16 protein-coding genes are annotated in these 16,692 nt (G+C 54.9%); 12 read left to right on the forward strand and 4 right to left on the reverse strand.

The window, feature by feature from the left end:
• Positions 1-292 precede the first annotated feature (292 nt).
• The 6 genes from paaA (at position 293) to paaZ (ending at position 6,275) form a co-directional block, all read left to right on the forward strand.
• Positions 293-1,279, forward strand: a complete 987-nt coding sequence (paaA, locus tag OM794_RS20640; RefSeq protein WP_226246593.1) for a 1,2-phenylacetyl-CoA epoxidase subunit PaaA — start codon at positions 293-295, stop codon at positions 1,277-1,279.
• An 81-nt stretch (positions 1,280-1,360) separates the two neighbouring features.
• Positions 1,361-1,642, forward strand: a complete 282-nt coding sequence (gene paaB, locus OM794_RS20645) for a 1,2-phenylacetyl-CoA epoxidase subunit PaaB (RefSeq protein ID WP_022521442.1) — start codon at positions 1,361-1,363, stop codon at positions 1,640-1,642.
• A gap of 11 nt (positions 1,643-1,653) precedes the next feature.
• On the forward strand, positions 1,654-2,493 hold the full coding sequence (paaC, locus tag OM794_RS20650) for a 1,2-phenylacetyl-CoA epoxidase subunit PaaC (RefSeq protein ID WP_226246592.1): 840 nt from the start codon (positions 1,654-1,656) through the stop codon (positions 2,491-2,493).
• The gene (gene paaD / locus OM794_RS20655) at positions 2,477-3,061 is read left to right on the forward strand and encodes a 1,2-phenylacetyl-CoA epoxidase subunit PaaD (RefSeq protein WP_226246591.1); all 585 of its coding nucleotides are present in this window, start codon (positions 2,477-2,479) and stop codon (positions 3,059-3,061) included. Before paaC ends, paaD begins: the two co-directional genes overlap by 17 nt.
• A 19-nt stretch (positions 3,062-3,080) precedes the next feature.
• Positions 3,081-4,163: a 1,2-phenylacetyl-CoA epoxidase subunit PaaE gene (gene paaE / locus OM794_RS20660; RefSeq protein ID WP_226246590.1), complete on the forward strand. Its 1,083-nt coding sequence runs from the start codon at positions 3,081-3,083 to the stop codon at positions 4,161-4,163.
• Between the two features lie 69 nt (positions 4,164-4,232).
• The gene (paaZ, locus tag OM794_RS20665) at positions 4,233-6,275 is read left to right on the forward strand and encodes a phenylacetic acid degradation bifunctional protein PaaZ (RefSeq protein ID WP_226246589.1); all 2,043 of its coding nucleotides are present in this window, start codon (positions 4,233-4,235) and stop codon (positions 6,273-6,275) included.
• Between the two features lie 106 nt (positions 6,276-6,381).
• On the opposite strand, the gene OM794_RS20670 is transcribed toward paaZ, so the two are convergent.
• The 4 genes from OM794_RS20670 to OM794_RS20685 form a co-directional block, all read right to left on the reverse strand.
• Positions 6,382-7,677: a TRAP transporter large permease gene (locus tag OM794_RS20670; RefSeq protein WP_226246588.1), complete on the reverse strand. Its 1,296-nt coding sequence runs from the start codon at positions 7,675-7,677 to the stop codon at positions 6,382-6,384.
• The gene (locus OM794_RS20675; RefSeq protein WP_226246587.1) at positions 7,670-8,212 is read right to left on the reverse strand and encodes a TRAP transporter small permease; all 543 of its coding nucleotides are present in this window, start codon (positions 8,210-8,212) and stop codon (positions 7,670-7,672) included. The genes OM794_RS20670 and OM794_RS20675 overlap by 8 nt, the downstream gene beginning before the upstream one ends.
• 27 nt (positions 8,213-8,239) lie before the next feature.
• Positions 8,240-9,289, reverse strand: coding sequence for a TRAP transporter substrate-binding protein (locus tag OM794_RS20680; RefSeq protein WP_226246586.1), 1,050 nt, complete (start codon positions 9,287-9,289; stop codon positions 8,240-8,242).
• Between the two features lie 358 nt (positions 9,290-9,647).
• Positions 9,648-10,136, reverse strand: a complete 489-nt coding sequence (locus OM794_RS20685; protein ID WP_226246585.1) for a MarR family winged helix-turn-helix transcriptional regulator — start codon at positions 10,134-10,136, stop codon at positions 9,648-9,650.
• 480 nt (positions 10,137-10,616) lie between these two features.
• On the opposite strand from OM794_RS20685, the gene OM794_RS20690 reads away from it, so the two are divergent.
• The 6 genes from OM794_RS20690 to maiA all read left to right on the forward strand — a co-directional run bounded on the left by OM794_RS20690 (position 10,617) and on the right by maiA (position 16,658).
• Positions 10,617-11,585 carry an MBL fold metallo-hydrolase gene (locus OM794_RS20690; protein WP_226246584.1) on the forward strand — a complete coding sequence of 323 codons (969 nt, stop codon included), beginning with the start codon at positions 10,617-10,619 and terminating at the stop codon, positions 11,583-11,585.
• Positions 11,586-11,658: 73 nt separating this feature from the next.
• The gene (locus tag OM794_RS20695; protein WP_226246583.1) at positions 11,659-13,389 is read left to right on the forward strand and encodes an FAD-dependent oxidoreductase; all 1,731 of its coding nucleotides are present in this window, start codon (positions 11,659-11,661) and stop codon (positions 13,387-13,389) included.
• Entirely contained in the window at positions 13,376-13,576 is a 201-nt protein-coding gene (locus OM794_RS20700) for a DUF2783 domain-containing protein (RefSeq protein ID WP_226246582.1), read from the forward strand. The genes OM794_RS20695 and OM794_RS20700 overlap by 14 nt, the downstream gene beginning before the upstream one ends.
• 62 nt (positions 13,577-13,638) lie before the next feature.
• A complete protein-coding gene (hmgA, locus tag OM794_RS20705; protein WP_226246581.1) occupies positions 13,639-14,946 on the forward strand; it encodes a homogentisate 1,2-dioxygenase in 1,308 nt (435 codons plus the stop codon).
• Between the two features lie 36 nt (positions 14,947-14,982).
• Positions 14,983-16,002 (forward strand): fumarylacetoacetate hydrolase family protein, encoded by a 1,020-nt coding sequence (locus OM794_RS20710; protein ID WP_226246580.1) that lies wholly within the window; start codon positions 14,983-14,985, stop codon positions 16,000-16,002.
• Positions 16,003-16,013: 11 nt separating this feature from the next.
• Entirely contained in the window at positions 16,014-16,658 is a 645-nt protein-coding gene (maiA, locus tag OM794_RS20715) for a maleylacetoacetate isomerase (RefSeq protein ID WP_226246579.1), read from the forward strand.
• Positions 16,659-16,692 lie beyond the last annotated feature (34 nt).

Raw genomic sequence — 16,692 nt, forward strand, 5'->3', positions numbered from 1 at the left:
CCTAGCCACCGTTTACCGTTACCCCCTCCTGTCAGGCCAAGCCCTTTAAAGAGCTTCTTTAAAGGGGCTTTTTCGCACCCAAACAGTCATCTCTAGCTAGAAAATTCAACAAAAACAAGAATCACTTATTCTGGGATAATTTTCCCTTATAAATCAACAATTTTATATTTACAGGGCATCACAAAGTCTTAAAGTGACACATAAAAATACTTATTGATAAAATATTTCGTGTCACTATACTTTAGGAAAGATAAGCCACACTCCCTGATAGTCCGACGCGGCGGAGGTCTCTATGTACGCGCAGCTCGTTGAAACCGGTTCTAACAAACTCAAAACGCTTGATGAGATGAGCCCTGAGGAACGCCATTTCCAGGAGCGCATCAATGATGAAATTAAAATAGAACCCAAGAACTGGATGCCGGACGCCTACCGCAAGACGTTGATCCGTCAGATCTCGCAACACGCCCACTCCGAGATCGTCGGTATGCTGCCGGAAGGTAACTGGCTGACCCGTGCGCCGACCCTCAAGCGCAAGCTGCAGCTAATGGCCAAAATTCAGGATGAGGCAGGTCACGGCCTGTATCTCTATAGCGCCATGGAAACCCTGGGTGCCGACCGCGACGAAGAGATCGACAAACTTCACGATGGCCGCGCCAAGTACTCCAGCATCTTCAATTACCCGACGCTCAACTGGGCGGATATGGGCACGATCGGCTGGCTGGTCGATGGCGCAGCCATCGTCAACCAGGTGCCGCTACAGCGCACCTCTTACGGCCCCTATGCCCGCGCCATGATTCGTGTGTGTAAAGAAGAGAGTTTCCATCAGCGCCAGGGTTATCAGATTCTGCTGACCATGATGCAAGAGGGCACCGATGACCAGAAAGCCATGGTGCAGGACTCCATCAACCGCTTTTGGTGGCCCTCGCTAATGATGTTCGGTCCATCCGACGAAAATTCTCCCAACAGCGCTCAGTCGATGGCCTGGAAAATCAAGCGCCACAGCAACGATGAGCTGCGCCAGCGCTTCCTCGACCAAACCGTACCGCAGCTGGAGCTGCTGGGCTGTACCGCCCCTGACCCGGATCTCAAATATAACCAAGAGACCGGCCACTATGAGTTCGGTGAAATCGATTGGCAGGAATTTTTCGACGTGTTGAAAGGCAACGGCCCCTGCAACCGCGAGCGTGTAGAGGCACGCCGCAGCGCCATTGATAACGGTGCCTGGGTGCGTGAAGCCGCCGTGGCTCATGCCGCCAAACGTCAACACCGAGCGGCCTGATTCTTAAGACCTGATTTTTGATTCTTAAAACAATCGAGAGCCCTGCGACACGGGGCTCCTTTGACCACAGAGGCTTTCCTCATGGCTGACTGGCCCCTCTTCGAAGTTTTTATACGCAGCAAGCACGGCCTTAATCACAAGCACGTTGGTAGCGTACACGCCGCCGATCGCCGCATGGCCATTGAAAACGCCCGCGAGCTTTACACCCGTCGCAATGAAGGGGTGAGCATCTGGGTGGTTCCGGCCAGCGAAATCACCGCCTCGTCTCCCGATGAGAAAGAGCCGCTGTTCGACCCGTCTAACGATAAGGTCTATCGCCACGCATCCTTCTACAAACTGCCGAAAGAAGTCGGCCACATGTAAGGAAGGTAGCGATGCAAAACATATCTCATCAAAGCGCGGCTCATCGAAGCTCGGCTCAGAAAAACACAGCTCAAAAAACACAAACCCCGTTGATCGATTACCTACTGCGCCTTGGCGACAACGCTTTGGTACTCGGCCAGCGCCACGCACAACTGTGCGGTAAGGCACCAGCGCTGGAAGAAGAACTGGCCTTGATGAATGTAGGTCTTGACCTCTTCGGTCAGTCACGCAACTGGCTGGGCTATGCTGCTGAACTGATGGGTGCTGAACTGAAGGCTGACAAGATCGACGCTGACCATCTGGCCTTTCGCCGCGACGCTCAGGACTTCCGTAACCTGTTGCTCGTCGAGCAGCCCAACGGTGACTTCGCCGACATCATGGGGCGCCAGTTCCTGTTCGATGCCTGGCACGTCCACCTACTTGACGGGCTGTCCCACTCCAGCGACCCACGCATTGCTGAAGTGGCCGCCAAGTCGCTTAAGGAAGCAACGTACCACCTACGTCGCTCCTCTGAATGGGTGATTCGCCTGGGCGATGGCACAGAAGAGAGCCACACCCGCATGCAGCGCGCGCTCGACAACCTCTGGCAGTTCACCGGTGAGCTACTGCAGGGCGACGAGATTGATCTGGCCATGTTAGAAGCAGGCATCGCGCCTGACCTGGAAACCGTCGCCACTCGCTGGAAAGCCACCGTGGAAGAGGTGCTTGAAGAAGCCACGCTGGAGCGCCCTTCCTACGAAGCTTGGATGTATACCGGCGGCAAAGTCGGCCATCACACCGAGCACCTGGGCTTTTTGTTGGCGGAAATGCAATACCTGCCGAGGGCATATCCCGATGCGACTGTCTGGTAACTATCCATCTGCGCTTAGCGATAATTGGCCCTCCAGCGACTTGATCGGCAGCGACCGCAGCGGGCTGCCGCCCGCCGGTGACGAAGGCGATGTCAACGCCGTGCTGGCTGTACTACAGGAAGTTCCCGACCCGGAAGTGCCGGTGGTTAGCGTGGTGGAGCTGGGCATTGTGCGTGATATCGACTGGCTGGATGGCAGGTTAGCGGTCAGCGTGACCCCAACCTACTCCGGCTGCCCGGCCACGGAAGTTATCGAACAGCATATCCATGAAGCGTTGGTGGCCGCTGGATACGCAGACCCGCTGATCCAGCGCCGTCTGTCACCCGCCTGGACTACCGACTGGTTGACAGACGCCGGTCGCGAAAAGCTGCGTGCTTACGGCATCGCGCCACCGGTAGGAAGTGCTAGCAAGCGCAGCCTGACCGGCCAGTCTGATCCAGTCGTGCCCTGTCCTTTATGTGGCAGCAACGCTACCGAACGCGTCAGCGAATTCGGCTCTACGGCCTGCAAGGCGCTCTACCGCTGCCGCGATTGTCTGGAGCCTTTCGATTATTTCAAGTGTCTGTAAAACGACGAGACCATTTCCCATGAGCCGATTTCACGCCTTGACCGTCAAGGATGTACGTAAGGAAACCCATGATGCCGTTTCCATTGCTTTCGACATTCCCGACGACCTGCTGGACGCTTTTCGCTTTACCCAAGGGCAGTACCTGACACTGCGCCGCGATATCGAAGGTGAAGATATTCGCCGCTCCTACTCAATCTGCACCGGCGTCCACGAACATGAGCTGAGAGTCGCCGTCAAGCTGGTGCCGGGCGGCAGCTTTTCGACTTTTGCCAATCAGCAATTGCAGCCCGGTGATCGCCTGGAAGTAATGCCGCCCCAGGGCAAGTTCTTTGTGCCTCTCGACTCCAGCCGTGAAGGGCACTACCTGGCGGTGACCGCTGGCAGTGGCGTCACACCGATCATGTCGATTGTTTCCACCACGCTGGAAAGTGAGCCAAAGAGCCGCTTTACCGTGATCTATGGCAACCGTTCCACCACGGGCACACTGTTTCGTGAGCGCCTGCAGGATCTCAAGGATCGTTACCTGGAACGCCTCAACATCATTTACGTGTTCAGCCGCGAACAACAGGAAATCGATCTTTACAACGGCCGGATCGACGCCGACAAATGCAACGCCCTGTTTGACCGCTGGGTAGACGTACCCAAGCTCGACGCCGCGTTTATCTGTGGCCCGCAAGAAATGACCGAGATCGTGCGTGGTGTTCTGACCCAACATGGAATGCCGAAGGAAAAGGTTCACTTCGAGCTGTTCACTACCGGGCTACCGACGTCAGGCGCCAAGCGCCGCCAGACGACGAAAGCGGCTCAGCTGAAAGCTGAAACCTCACACATCAAAGTGATCATCGACGGCCGCACCATTGAGTACGACCTGCCCCGTAATACCCAGAGCATTCTGGACGCAGGTAACGAGCATGGCGCGGATATTCCTTTCTCATGCAAGGCTGGGGTGTGCTCCACCTGCAAGTCAAAAGTCATCGAAGGCGAGGTGGAAATGGACGCCAATTACGCCCTGGAAGATTACGAAATCGATGCCGGCTACGTGCTGTCCTGCCAGTGCTACCCGCTCAGCGACAGGGTGGTGCTTGACTATGACGAGGTATAAACCCTAGCCCACCTACTTCCAAGCCGGCGACCGCGTCGGCTTAGTCTATGTTTTGCGGGAGAACACACAATGCCAGTTTTGCAAAGTTACATCGCAGGCCAGTGGTTCGGAAAGACCGAGTCCAAAGCACTGATTAGCGCCATTAACGGCACCGTCGTTGCGCATACTCACCAAGAAGAGATCAACTTCCGTGAAGCGGTGGCGTATGCCCGCAACACCGGTGTGAAAAATATGCTGGCGCTGGATTTCCAGCAACGTGCCGCCATTCTTAAAGCGCTGGCCGCCTATATCCAAGAGCGTAAGCGTGAGCTGTATGCCATCTCTCACCACACTGGCTGCACCAAGGCCGACTCCTGGATCGACATCGATGGCGGTTTCGGCACCCTATTTACCTACGCCTCCACGGGCCGCAAGGAACTGCCCTCCGGCAATGTGGCCCACGAAGGCCCGGTGACCCAATTGGGTAAGGATAACCACTTCAATGGCACCCATATTCTGGTGCCCCGCCGCGGCGTCTCTGTGCATATCAATGCGTTTAACTTCCCCATCTGGGGCATGCTGGAGAAGTTCGCCCCCGCCTTTCTGGCAGGCATGCCCTGCATCTTCAAACCGGCCACCGCCACTAGCTACCTGACCGAGGCGGCCGTGCGCGTGATCAACGACTCTGGCCTGCTGCCGAAAGGAGCGCTGCAACTGGTTATCGGCGGGGCCGGTGACTTATTGGATCACCTGGAAGAGCAGGACTTTGTCACCTTTACCGGCTCGGCAAACACCGCTCTCATATTAAAAAGCCACCCTAACATCATGGCGAAGAGCATCCCCTTCAACGCCGAGGCGGACTCGCTCAACAGCGCCATCATGGCCCCGGATGTTAGCCCGGAAGACGAAGAGTTCGAAATCTTTGCCAAAGAAGTGGTCAAGGAGATGACCGCCAAGGCAGGTCAGAAATGTACCGCGATCCGCCGAATTTTAGTGCCCGCCGCGCATCTGGATGCCTTGGCGAACACGCTTAAGTCGCGGCTTGCCAACATCGTGGTCGGTGATCCTTATGAAGAAGGCGTGCGCATGGGCGCGCTCTCTTCCCGTGACCAATTGAGAGACGTTAATCATGCCATTGAACAGCTGCTAGAGACCAGTGAGTGCGTCTTCGGCAGAGACGGCAGCTTCAAGCCTGTCGGCCAGGGTGTTGAAAACGGCGCCTTCATTACTCCCCACTTGCTGATCAACCGTAACCCGTTGAACGACGGCGGCGCTCACGATATTGAAGCCTTTGGCCCCGTCGCGACGCTAATGCCCTACAGCGGCATCGATGAAGCCCTGACCATAGCCGCCAAGGGCAAGGGCAGCCTGGTAACCACGCTGACCACAAAAGACCCCGCCATTGCGGCTGAAATGATCCCCGTTTTGGCCGCCCAGCACGGCCGTCTGCAGATTCTGGATGCCCAGGCATCAAAGGAGTCCACTGGCCACGGCTCTCCACTACCGATGCTAAAACATGGCGGGCCCGGACGCGCAGGCGGCGGCGAGGAGCTGGGTGGCATTCGTGCGGTTCACCACTACCTGCAGCGCACCGCCATTCAGGGCTCGCCCACCATGCTCGCGGCAGTAACACGGGAGTATGTGCGTGGCGCCCAGGTGATCGAGACAGACGTCCACCCATTCCGCCGCCATTTTGACGACCTGCAGGTTGGTGAATCACTGCTCACCCACCGCCGTACTGTCACCGAAGCCGATATCGTCAATTTCGGCTGCCTCTCCGGCGACCACTTCTACATGCACTTCGACGACATTGCCGCCAAAGAGACCCAGTTCGGCCAGCGCATTGCCCACGGCTACTTTGTGCTGTCGGCTGCTGCGGGTCTATTCGTTTACCCAGGCGAAGGCCCCGTACTGGCAAACTACGGCCTGGATACGCTGCGCTTTATCACACCGGTGCTGGTCGGCGACACCATCCGCGCCCGCCTCACCTGCAAACGCAAAATTGACCAGGGACGGGCATCGCCGGATGGCCACCCTCAAGGCGTGGTGATGTGGGACGTGGCGGTGACCAATCAACATGATGAGTTAGTCGCCAGTTACGACATCCTAACGCTGGTGGCGAAGCGGCAGTAACGGCCCAGCCAGTACAGTAGATAAGAGGAAACGGCTGACAGGATGTATGTCCTGTCAGCCGTTTGTTTAGCAAGATAGTCAATAGAACCGTATTAAAGCTACACCATTAATACAGTAACTGCGGCAAGAAAAGCACGATCGCTGGGAATATAAGCACGAGCAGTGCGCGTAGGGTACCCGCTACCCAGAAAGGGGTGACGCCGCGGAAGATAGTGCCGGTTGATACGTCCGGTAATACGGCACGTAGTACGAACACATTCATCCCGACAGGTGGCGTTATCAAACTGATCTCGATGACGATAACCACCAGTATGCCGAACCACACCAAATCATAGCCAAGCCCCGCCACGACCGGGAAGAAGACCGGCACGGTCAGCAGCATCATCGACATGCTTTCGAATACACAGCCCAATAGTACGTAAATGGCCAAGATGACGAGAATAACCACGAAGGGGGCCACGTTCAGCCCAGTGACCAACGTCAGGAGGTCATTGGGAAGCCCCGCGCGGTTAATGAAATTAGCAAAGATTAGCGCCGTCAACACCACTGCAAACAGCATCGCTGTTGTACGCACAGTGTCCATCAGGACATTCATGAGTATCGTCGGCGTCAAAGCACGCTTGAGCAGCGCAATCACAAAGGCGCCCATTGCGCCAATACCCGCCGCTTCCGTTGGGGTGAATATACCCAAATAGATGCCGCCGATAACCAATACGAACAGCGCCAGGGTACTCCCCACATTTTTTAGGGCCGCAAGACGCTCGTTCCAGGGTACTTTTTCGGCCGCTGGCCCAGCGCTGGGATCACGCCACAAAACCCACTTGACCGCGCCGAGATACATCACAATACCCAATATGCCGGGAATAAAGCCCGCCGCAAACAGTTCACGGATGCTGGTCTCAGTAATGATGCCGTAGATCACCAGCATCACACTGGGAGGGATCAGTATCCCAAGGGTGCCGCCCGCGGCAATGGAGGCTGCCGCCAACGAGTCCTTGTAGCCGTACTTACGCATCTGGGGCATGGCAACACGCCCCATGGTGGCGCAGGTCGCAAGGCTCGACCCACAAATAGCACTAAACCCACCACAAGCCACAATGGTGGCCATCGCCTGACCGCCCTTTCGGTGACCAAGAAAGCCATTGGAGGCTCGGAATAACGCATCAGAGAGCCCCGCATGGGACACCAGGTTACCCATCAAGATAAACAAGGGTATCACCGACAGACCGTAGTCCCTAGCGGTGTCGACCACCCGCCGCGACGCCATGGCTTCAGCCGCATTCCAGTTACCGGTCAGGTAGTAGAAGCCCACAAAACCTACGATCCCCATGGCAAACGCCAGAGGCATGCGCAGGAATACCAATATCAACAGCGCTGCAAATCCATAAAGTGCTTCAGTCATGCTTATCTCCCTGGCTGACTGGGCCACCGCACTTAATCACACCCACGCCTTCCAGGAGGTAACTCACCGCTCGACCGATGGTGAGTAGAGCGGAAAGAAACAGCATGATGGCAATCAGATAAATAAGGTAACCATCGGGAATGCGTAGAAACTCAGTGACATCGCCCCACTCGAAAGCGCGCACGCCCAGCGCCCAAACCCGTGTAGCGATCACCCACAAAGCCACTGCGATAATTAAGTTGACGATCATCTGGCGCAGCCATATCCAGCGCGCAGGAAATATGGCATCCAAGAGATCCACGCTAACGTGCTCTTCACGCCAGCATGCTACTGGCAGTGACAGAAACACCACAGCGGCCAGCATCTGCTGGGTCAACTCGACGGTTCCAAGGATAGGTAGATTAAAGAAATAACGGCCTACTACATCAGCAGTCGTCAGCAGCATCAAGGCAAAGAGGGTGGCACCCGCCACCCCCTCCAGCGCCAGCTGCATGACCCTACCGACATTTGACCAGCGAGTCGTCAGGATCTGCATAGTCGCCCTCCACTTGGCGAAGGGTAATTATGATTGTGGCACTAAGGATGCCACGCTCTCTTGTGTAGCAGCTTCTTCAAGCTGTTGGTGGAAGTAATCGAGCGCCGCCTGCGCATCGACACCCCGTTCACTTACGTTCTCGGACCAGGTGTCAACCAGGTCGTTACTGATGCCGCGCAGCGTCTCAAGATCTTCGTCGCCAAGGGCTGTAAAGGTATGACCCTGCTCTTCGGCAAACTCGACGCCCCGCTCATCGGATACATCCATCATGTAGCCGAATAGTCGCGACAGGCGCTCACCCGAGACTTCTTCCACAGCGGCACGATCTTCAGCAGACATCTCATCCCAGATACTCGGGTTAACCACGATGGTGAAGCTGCCTCGATAAAAGCCACCATCCACCGTCAAGGTATAGGGAAACACCTCGGCTACCCGAAAGCTTCTAAGGCCTTCCGGCACCAGCATAGCGCCATCAATAACGCCCTGAGAGCCAGCTTCATAGACCCCGGTTGGCGGCAAAGCCACGCCGGTCAGATTAAGGGCATTAGAGAGATCTCCCATCACCCCGCCACCGACGCGAATGCGCTCGCTTTCTAGATCAGCAAGGGACTGATACTGCTCACGACTAAAAATCCATCCAGGACCATGCACCCCCGCAGCCACCACATCAACGCCGCGATGCTCATCAGCTTGCGCTAAGTACTCCTGATGCGTATGCCAGTAAGCCGCAGAGGCGTTCTCCGAGGAGAAGTCTTCAAAGGTAGGAAACTCGGGTAACTGAGTGGTCAGAAAACGCCCTGCGTTATAGCCATGGAATACCCAAGTGGCATCAGCAATGCCGTCGGCGACCATCTCCATCTGTGAGGCAGGGGGCCCGAGATCGTGCACAACGTCAACAGTCACGCGCCCTTCAGTGGCTTCTTCAATCCACGCTTTCCACGTTGGCCATACCATGGTGTTGATGCCGTGATTAGGACCCGCCCAGGTACTCACGGTGATAGTCGTTTGTGCAAAGGCGGAGGTGCCCAGTGTTGCAGCGGCAATAACGCCGAGCATCAGGTTTGTTGTTTTATTCATTTCACTTTCCTCTGGTCGTCACGAACTGGGAGCACAAAACGTGACACTCTATTATTATAATTAAAAAAATATTCGAATCACGTTTATGATCACAATGCCTCCAGATACGTGAATCATGCAACGATCGATCGACTAACAAACACTAATACTTAAGTAGCATAACAAAAAATATATAATAATTACAGATATTTAATAAAAAACAAAATCTACCTTGAAGAATTAATAATGACGTAAGAGGATAATTTACAGCCCGGAATTACGTTACATAAATCATATTATTACCAACACCACTGACACGTTATTGACATAATGTGGCCTATCTTCGGTCAGCTTGGCTCAACCTTCCTGCGTCAAGCCGCTAGCCAATTCTCTCCAGCTGCCGTTCAAGCTTGCGCATGATATTGAGCAAATCACGATATTCACTAACGCTCAGGGTCGACACCAGGCTGGCTTCCCACGCCTGAGCTTCGGGCACTAGCTTATTGAGTAGCGATTGCCCGGCGGCTGTCAGTTGTAAGTCATGCTGCCGCTGATCCTGCTGTGAGGGCGTGCGGCTTATCAGTCCACGCTCTTCCAGCGACTGAATAGCTCGAGATACGCGAGCCTTATCCATATTGGTGTAGGCACACACCTTCTTAGCGGTTAAATCATCACAGTGGCTAAGCCAGGCAAGCACGCGCCACTGAGCAATATTGAGTTCATAAGACTCGGCATAAAGCTTCTCTAACGCCTGGCTGATGCGGTCAGCCAAACGGTTAAGCTGATAGGGTAAAAATTGGTTGAGATCCAGCTCCGCCCTGGCTGAAGACTCCAGAGATGTATCGCCGCCGACTTTATCCATCGTCATTCTGTTTCTCCTAGAGGCGCCATTTATCTGGGGTGGTAATAAAAAATCAGCACGATAGCTGGGAATGTGGGCACCAGCAACGCGCCTATCGTACTGACCACATCATAATGACCACCTAGCGCAAGAGAATCTCTCTCGCGCCATCCAATAACGCTCTCTTAGCTTCCCCCAATAACACCTCGCCACTTACTCCTCCTCAACATATAAGGGCGCCATCAGGCGTATTTTCACCCTATCAGAACAAGGTGAAACAGTGCCGATAGGTACTCTCTCTTGCAACCAATTTATCGGTTTTAGTTACTATACTTAAGTATATATTTGCCATAATAATCTGATTTATTGGGAATTACTGCTAAATCCATGCAGGAATAAGACTGACTTATTTGCAGACAACTGGACTTTTAGTTTCACAAGAAACTATCCTCCTGCATACAACAATCCAATAAATACCTGAACCACCCTGATAGCGCCGGAGATATCATGAGCAAAAAATTCGCGTCCCATGCCGACACCCAAGAGAAGCAGATCAGCTTCACCAAGCTGGCAGAAGGGCTCTATGCTTACACGGCTGAAGGTGACCCCAATACGGGCATAGTGATTGGCGATGACAGCGTGATGGTCATCGACACCCAGGCAACGCCCGTCATGGCTCAAGATGTCATCCGCCGTATCCGCGAAGTGACTGACCTACCGATTAGGCATGTGGTCATGACTCATTACCATGCCGTGCGTGTTCTCGGAGCATCCGCGTACGCTGCAGAGAATATCTACGCTAGCCAGAACACCTACGACCTGATTGTTGAACGTGGTCAGCAGGACTATGAATCTGAAGTCGGCCGTTTCCCTCGCCTGTTCAAGGGCGTGGACTCAGTGCCTGGACTAACCTGGCCAAACATTGTCTTCCAGGAAAAGCTAACGGTTTACATGGGGGAGCGAGAAGTACAGATCATTCACCTGGGCCGCGGGCATACCAAGGGCGACACCATCGTTTGGTTACCTCAGGAAAAAGTCATGTTTTCTGGTGACCTCGTTGAGTATGGCGCCACCCCTTACACCGGTGACGCTTATCACGAGGACTGGCCTTCCACGCTTGATCGCCTACAGGCCATGCAGCCCCAAAAGCTGGTGCCTGGCCGCGGTGATGCACTGCAAACTGCCGAACAGTGCCAGGAAGCCATTCAGGGCACCCGCGACTTCCTAAATGATATGTATGGAAGCGTCAAAGCGGGCAAGGCGGCGGGCAAGTCTCTCTCCGAGTGTTACACCGAGACCTATGCGGTACTTAAGCTGAAGTATGGTCACTGGGTCATCTTCGATCACTGTGTACCTTTCGATATCACTCGCTGCTACGACGAAGCTGGCGGCGAGTACCCGGATCCCCGCATCTGGACGGCAGAGCGCGATACCGCTATGTGGCACTCGCTACAGGACGCCGTCGAAAATCAGTAAGTGCCCGCAGTGACACCCACTGATCATGCCCAGCAGTCGGGTATAACGCACCCGACGCTGTAGGGGACTATAGATGCCAACAACCTATAAAAATCCTGTCTATCCTTACCGGCGCCCGCCTGAGCTCGATGTTCAAGACGTTCGCCACTATCCGGTAGTGATTGTCGGCGCCGGACCTAGCGGTCTCGCCGCCGCCATCGATTTGGCTCAGCAAGGCGTTAATTCGCTTGTCCTGGACGATAACAACACCGTTAGCGTGGGGTCGCGGGCGCTGTGTTTTGCCAAGCGTTCGCTGGAGATTATCGATCGCCTGGACTGTGTCGAGCCGATGCTTGAAAAAGGCGTCACCTGGCAGCGTGGCCGCGTTTTCTTTCAGAATCGTGAGGTCTATGACTTCAACCTACTGCCCGAAGATGGCCACCGCATTCCCGCCTTTATTAACTTACAGCAGTATTACTTTGAAGAGTTCCTGGTCAACCGCACCCACGACTTTCCAGAGCAAATTGACCTTCGTTGGCAACATAAGGTCACCGATGTCGATGCACAGCCTGACAGCACAACCATCAAGGTCTCTACTCAAGACGGTGACTACCAACTGACCTGTGATTACCTCCTCGTTGCTGATGGCGCCAACAGCCAGATCCGCGACACGCTGGGCCTTGAGTGCAAAGGTCAGGTATTTCAGGACAGATTCCTGATTGCTGATGTAGTAATGAAAGCAGACTTCCCAACAGAGCGCTGGTTCTGGTTTGATCCCCCCTTCCACCCCAACCAGTCAGTGCTGCTGCACAAAGAGCCGGACAATGTTTGGCGTATCGACTTTCAATTAGGCTGTGATGCCGACCCGGAAGAAGAGAAGAAAGAAGAGAACATTCGGCCACGCGTGCAGGCAATGCTGGGTAAAGACGTGGAGTTTGAGCTTGAGTGGGCCAGTGTCTACACCTTCCGCTGCCGCAAGATGGATAACTTCATTCATCACAGCGTGATATTTATGGGCGACGCGGCGCATCAGGTATCACCCTTTGGTGCCCGGGGCGCCAATGGTGCCCTGCAGGGCGTCGACAACTTAGTCTGGAAACTGGTTCGGGTACTCAAACAGCAAGCACCCAAGGCGCTGTTGTCTACCTATAACACCGAGCGGCAATGTGGCGCGGCAGAGAACATCCTTAACTCGACCCGCGCCACTGATTTTATTACCCCGAAGAGCCATATCAGCCAAGTGTTCCGGGATGTGACGCTGGAACTGGCTGAGAAGCATGCCTTTGCGCGCAGCTTGGTCAACAGTGGTCGCCTCTCCATGCCATGCCGCTATGACAACTCACCGCTCAATACGCCCGATGTTAATGGTGGCCCGAGCGAACTGCGCCCCGGCAGCCCAGCCAAGGACGCTCCCATTCGATTGAGAGAAGAGAACGCCTGGTTACTCAATCAATTTGGCAATGGCTTCGTGCTGTTACTCGAAGGCCGTATTAGTGGTGTGCACGCCGACACGCTTGCCGCGCCGCTTAAAGAGCTATTAGGCCGTTGCACGGATTTAAGCCTGGTGGTCGTGGGCCCTGCGCCGGATGTGCTTAGCGCTCTACCGCGCACAACCATCGTGGACGATTCCGAGGGGCTAGTGACGCAACGATACGGCCTGAAAGCAGGTGGCGGGTACCTTATTCGTCCTGATCAACACGTTGCTGCCCGCTGGTACGCCATTACTGTCCGCAGGGTTGAAGACGCCTTAGACCGCGCGCTGGGCGTTTATCTTGCGGGTGCCGCTGACACTATCTTCCAGGAAAGTTGCCATGCCAAGGCTTGAGCTGAATCCGCACTTCACTGATCCGGACGCCTTTTACGCCGCGCTAACGGCGCTGCATCGTGACCGCAGCGAAGCCGAGAGCGAGCGTATCAATGCCCGCCTGATCTTGTTACTTGCTAACCACATTGGCGATCAACGGGTGCTTGAAGAGGCAATTTCCCATGCAGGGTTAGTGGGCGATGGTTAGTGGGCGATAAGTAGCCGACATACATTGATCACTATAACGTTCAAATAACGCAGGACTTAACAATGACTGAACAACTGCAATATCAGAGCGGTTTTCATAATCACTTCTCAACCGAAGCGCTGCCGGGAGCACTGCCGATTGGGCAAAACTCACCTCAGAAGTGCGCTTATGGGTTATATGCAGAGCAACTAACCGGATCCGCATTTACAGCGCCACGTCATCAAAATTTCCGTAGCTGGCTTTACCGTATTCGCCCTTCTGTCGTTCAAAGCGCGTATCAGCCACTAGAAAATAACAGCGTACACACGGCCCCGTTAGACAAGCCAGCGGCGGATCCTAACCAAATGCGCTGGGATCCCGTTTCACTACCTAATGAGCCGACTGATTTTATCGATGGCTTGTTTACCATTGCCGTCAACGGGGATGCGGCCACGCAAGCAGGCGTGGGCGTACATATCTACACCTTTAATGAGGACATGACCGAGCGGTTTTTCTACAACGCTGACGGAGAGCTGCTGTTTGTTCCGCAACTGGGCGCCATTCGTCTACGTACAGAATTTGGTGACATCGAGATCGATAACGGTGAAATTGCTGTCATTCCTCGCGGTGTGAAATTCCAAGTGCGCAGAGCTCAGGGGGTTGAGGCTGCGCGGGGATATATATGCGAGAACTACGGTAGTCCTTTAGAGCTGCCCGGCCTCGGCCCCATCGGGTCTAACGGTTTAGCCAACCCGCGTGACTTCCAAAGCCCTGTGGCAGCCTACGAAGACCTGGAGGGCGACTACCGCTTAGTGGCTAAGTTCTCTGGTCGTTTCTGGGAGAGCAAACTCGACCACTCGCCGTTAGATGTGGTGGCGTGGCACGGCAACTGCGCGCCTTATAAATATAATCTGGCTAATTTTAACACCATCAATACGGTTAGCTTCGATCATCCGGATCCGTCAATCTTCACCGTATTGTCGTCCCCCTCCGATACACCGGGGATGGCGAATCTTGATTTTGTCATTTTCCCACCGCGCTGGATGGTTGCCGAGAATACCTTTAGGCCCCCCTGGTTCCATCGCAACCTAATGAGCGAGTTTATGGGGCTGATACACGGCGAGTACGATGCCAAAGCGGAAGGCTTCACGCCTGGCGGCGCCAGCCTACATAACTCAATGTCGCCCCACGGCCCCGATGCTGAGACATTTGAAAAAGCCTCCAACGCTGAGCTTAAGCCCCATTTCATAGGCGATACACTGGCCTTTATGTTTGAAAGCCGCTACTTCTTTCACCCAACCCCTGCGGCTCTGAATGCTGACTTCCGTCAACGTGATTATGTGGATGTTTGGTCGACGCTGCGCTCTCACTTCAACCCAAGCCAGCCCTGAACCCTATACCACCCTGACGACAAGGATTGAATCATTATGAAACTGGCAACACTTAAGCAGGGCCGCGACGGAGAACTCATCATCGTCTCCCGAGACCTCTCCCGAGCGGTGAGCGCTGTGGATATTGCTCCCACCCTTCAGGCTGCCCTTGAGAACTGGGAAGCGGTTAGCCCTCAGCTTGAAGCGCGCTATGCACAACTTAACAGTGATGGTATTGAAAACGCTTTTAAGCTTGATCAGAGTGCGCTGCACTCCCCTTTACCGCGTGCCTATCAGTGGGCTGATGGCTCCGCCTATCTGAACCATGTCCAGCTGGTACGCCAGGCGCGTAATGCTGAGATGCCTGAAACCTTCTGGACAGACCCGCTCATGTATCAGGGCGGTAGCGACTGCTTCTTGGCACCCACGGACGATATCGAGGCGGTGAGCGAAGAGCATGGCATCGACTTTGAAGGTGAAATCGCCGTTATTACCGATGACGTGCCGATGGCAGTCACGCCAGAGGAAGCCGCCAAACACATTAAGCTAATGATGCTGGTCAACGATGTAAGCCTGCGTGGTCTGATTCCAGGAGAGCTCGCTAAGGGCTTCGGTTTTTTCCAAGCAAAGCCCGCCTCTTCGTTCTCACCCATTGCGGTGACCCCAGATGAACTGGGCGATGCATGGCAGGACGGTAAGGTGCACCTGCCACTGACCGTGCACCTGAATGATAAGAAGTTTGGCGAGCCTGAAGCCGGGCCAGATATGATTTTCAACTTCCCACAGCTGGTGGCCCATGCGGCTAAGACCCGCTATCTCGGTGCCGGCGCTGTTATTGGCTCGGGCACCGTTTCCAATCCCGACCCCGATGGTGGCCCTGGAAAGCCGGTGGCTGACGGTGGCGTTGGCTATAGCTGTCTAGCCGAAGTGCGCATGGTTGAGCAGATACTGTACGGCCAGGTAAAAACGCCCTTTATGCGCTTTGGCGACCGGGTTCGTATCGAGATGTTTGACCGCGATGGCAACAACATATTTGGTACGATCGATCAGCAAGTAGTGCCGTACCAGCCCAAATAAAGGAAGGCAACATGACGACGCTTTACGGCTATTTCCGCTCGTCGGCTGCTTACCGGGTGCGTATTGCTTTAAACCTTAAGGGACTGGATTACGACCAGATCCCGGTCAATCTGGTGAAAGGCGAGCAACGTGGTGGCGAACATCTGGCGCGCAACCCTCAGGGGCTGGTGCCTAGCCTGGTGTTGGACGATAGCGCGGTGGTTAACCAGTCACTGGCGATCTGCGAGTATCTCGATGAAGTGCACCCAGAGCCCGCCCTGCTGCCGGTTAACGCGTTAGAGCGGGCGCGGGTTCGTGCGCTCGCTCAGTCGGTGGCCTGCGAGATTCACCCACTCAACAACCTGAGGGTACTCAAGTATCTAGTGAGCGAAATGGGAGCGGATGAAGCGGCTAAGCTAGCCTGGTACCACCACTGGATTGCCGAGGGTTTCACCGCCCTGGAAGCAACACTCTCCAATCCCCCCAGCAGCGGAGATTTTTGCCATGGCGACACCCCAACACTTGCGGATATCTGCCTGATTCCCCAGGTGTATAACGCCGAACGCTTCGAGTGCGATTTGTCAGCCTATCCGACGATCCAGCGGATCACTGCCCGCTGTCGTTCGCTGCCGGCCTTCGCAAAAGCCGCACCAGAGGCGCAGCCTGACGCCAGCTAAACCCTCCTGACAGGCCGCACATTGCGCGGCCTGT

The organism is Halomonas sp. BDJS001 (assembly GCF_026104355.1).
Classification (GTDB): domain Bacteria; phylum Pseudomonadota; class Gammaproteobacteria; order Pseudomonadales; family Halomonadaceae; genus Vreelandella.

Coding starts and splice junctions, on each gene's coding strand:
- paaA (WP_226246593.1), top strand. CDS start 293: ATGTACGCGCAGCTCGTTGAAACCGGTTCTAACAAACTCAAAACGCTT.
- paaB (WP_022521442.1), top strand. CDS start 1,361: ATGGCTGACTGGCCCCTCTTCGAAGTTTTTATACGCAGCAAGCACGGC.
- paaC (WP_226246592.1), top strand. CDS start 1,654: ATGCAAAACATATCTCATCAAAGCGCGGCTCATCGAAGCTCGGCTCAG.
- paaD (WP_226246591.1), top strand. CDS start 2,477: ATGCGACTGTCTGGTAACTATCCATCTGCGCTTAGCGATAATTGGCCC.
- paaE (WP_226246590.1), top strand. CDS start 3,081: ATGAGCCGATTTCACGCCTTGACCGTCAAGGATGTACGTAAGGAAACC.
- paaZ (WP_226246589.1), top strand. CDS start 4,233: ATGCCAGTTTTGCAAAGTTACATCGCAGGCCAGTGGTTCGGAAAGACC.
- OM794_RS20670 (WP_226246588.1), bottom strand. CDS start 7,677: ATGACTGAAGCACTTTATGGATTTGCAGCGCTGTTGATATTGGTATTC.
- OM794_RS20675 (WP_226246587.1), bottom strand. CDS start 8,212: ATGCAGATCCTGACGACTCGCTGGTCAAATGTCGGTAGGGTCATGCAG.
- OM794_RS20680 (WP_226246586.1), bottom strand. CDS start 9,289: ATGAATAAAACAACAAACCTGATGCTCGGCGTTATTGCCGCTGCAACA.
- OM794_RS20685 (WP_226246585.1), bottom strand. CDS start 10,136: ATGACGATGGATAAAGTCGGCGGCGATACATCTCTGGAGTCTTCAGCC.
- OM794_RS20690 (WP_226246584.1), top strand. CDS start 10,617: ATGAGCAAAAAATTCGCGTCCCATGCCGACACCCAAGAGAAGCAGATC.
- OM794_RS20695 (WP_226246583.1), top strand. CDS start 11,659: ATGCCAACAACCTATAAAAATCCTGTCTATCCTTACCGGCGCCCGCCT.
- OM794_RS20700 (WP_226246582.1), top strand. CDS start 13,376: ATGCCAAGGCTTGAGCTGAATCCGCACTTCACTGATCCGGACGCCTTT.
- hmgA (WP_226246581.1), top strand. CDS start 13,639: ATGACTGAACAACTGCAATATCAGAGCGGTTTTCATAATCACTTCTCA.
- OM794_RS20710 (WP_226246580.1), top strand. CDS start 14,983: ATGAAACTGGCAACACTTAAGCAGGGCCGCGACGGAGAACTCATCATC.
- maiA (WP_226246579.1), top strand. CDS start 16,014: ATGACGACGCTTTACGGCTATTTCCGCTCGTCGGCTGCTTACCGGGTG.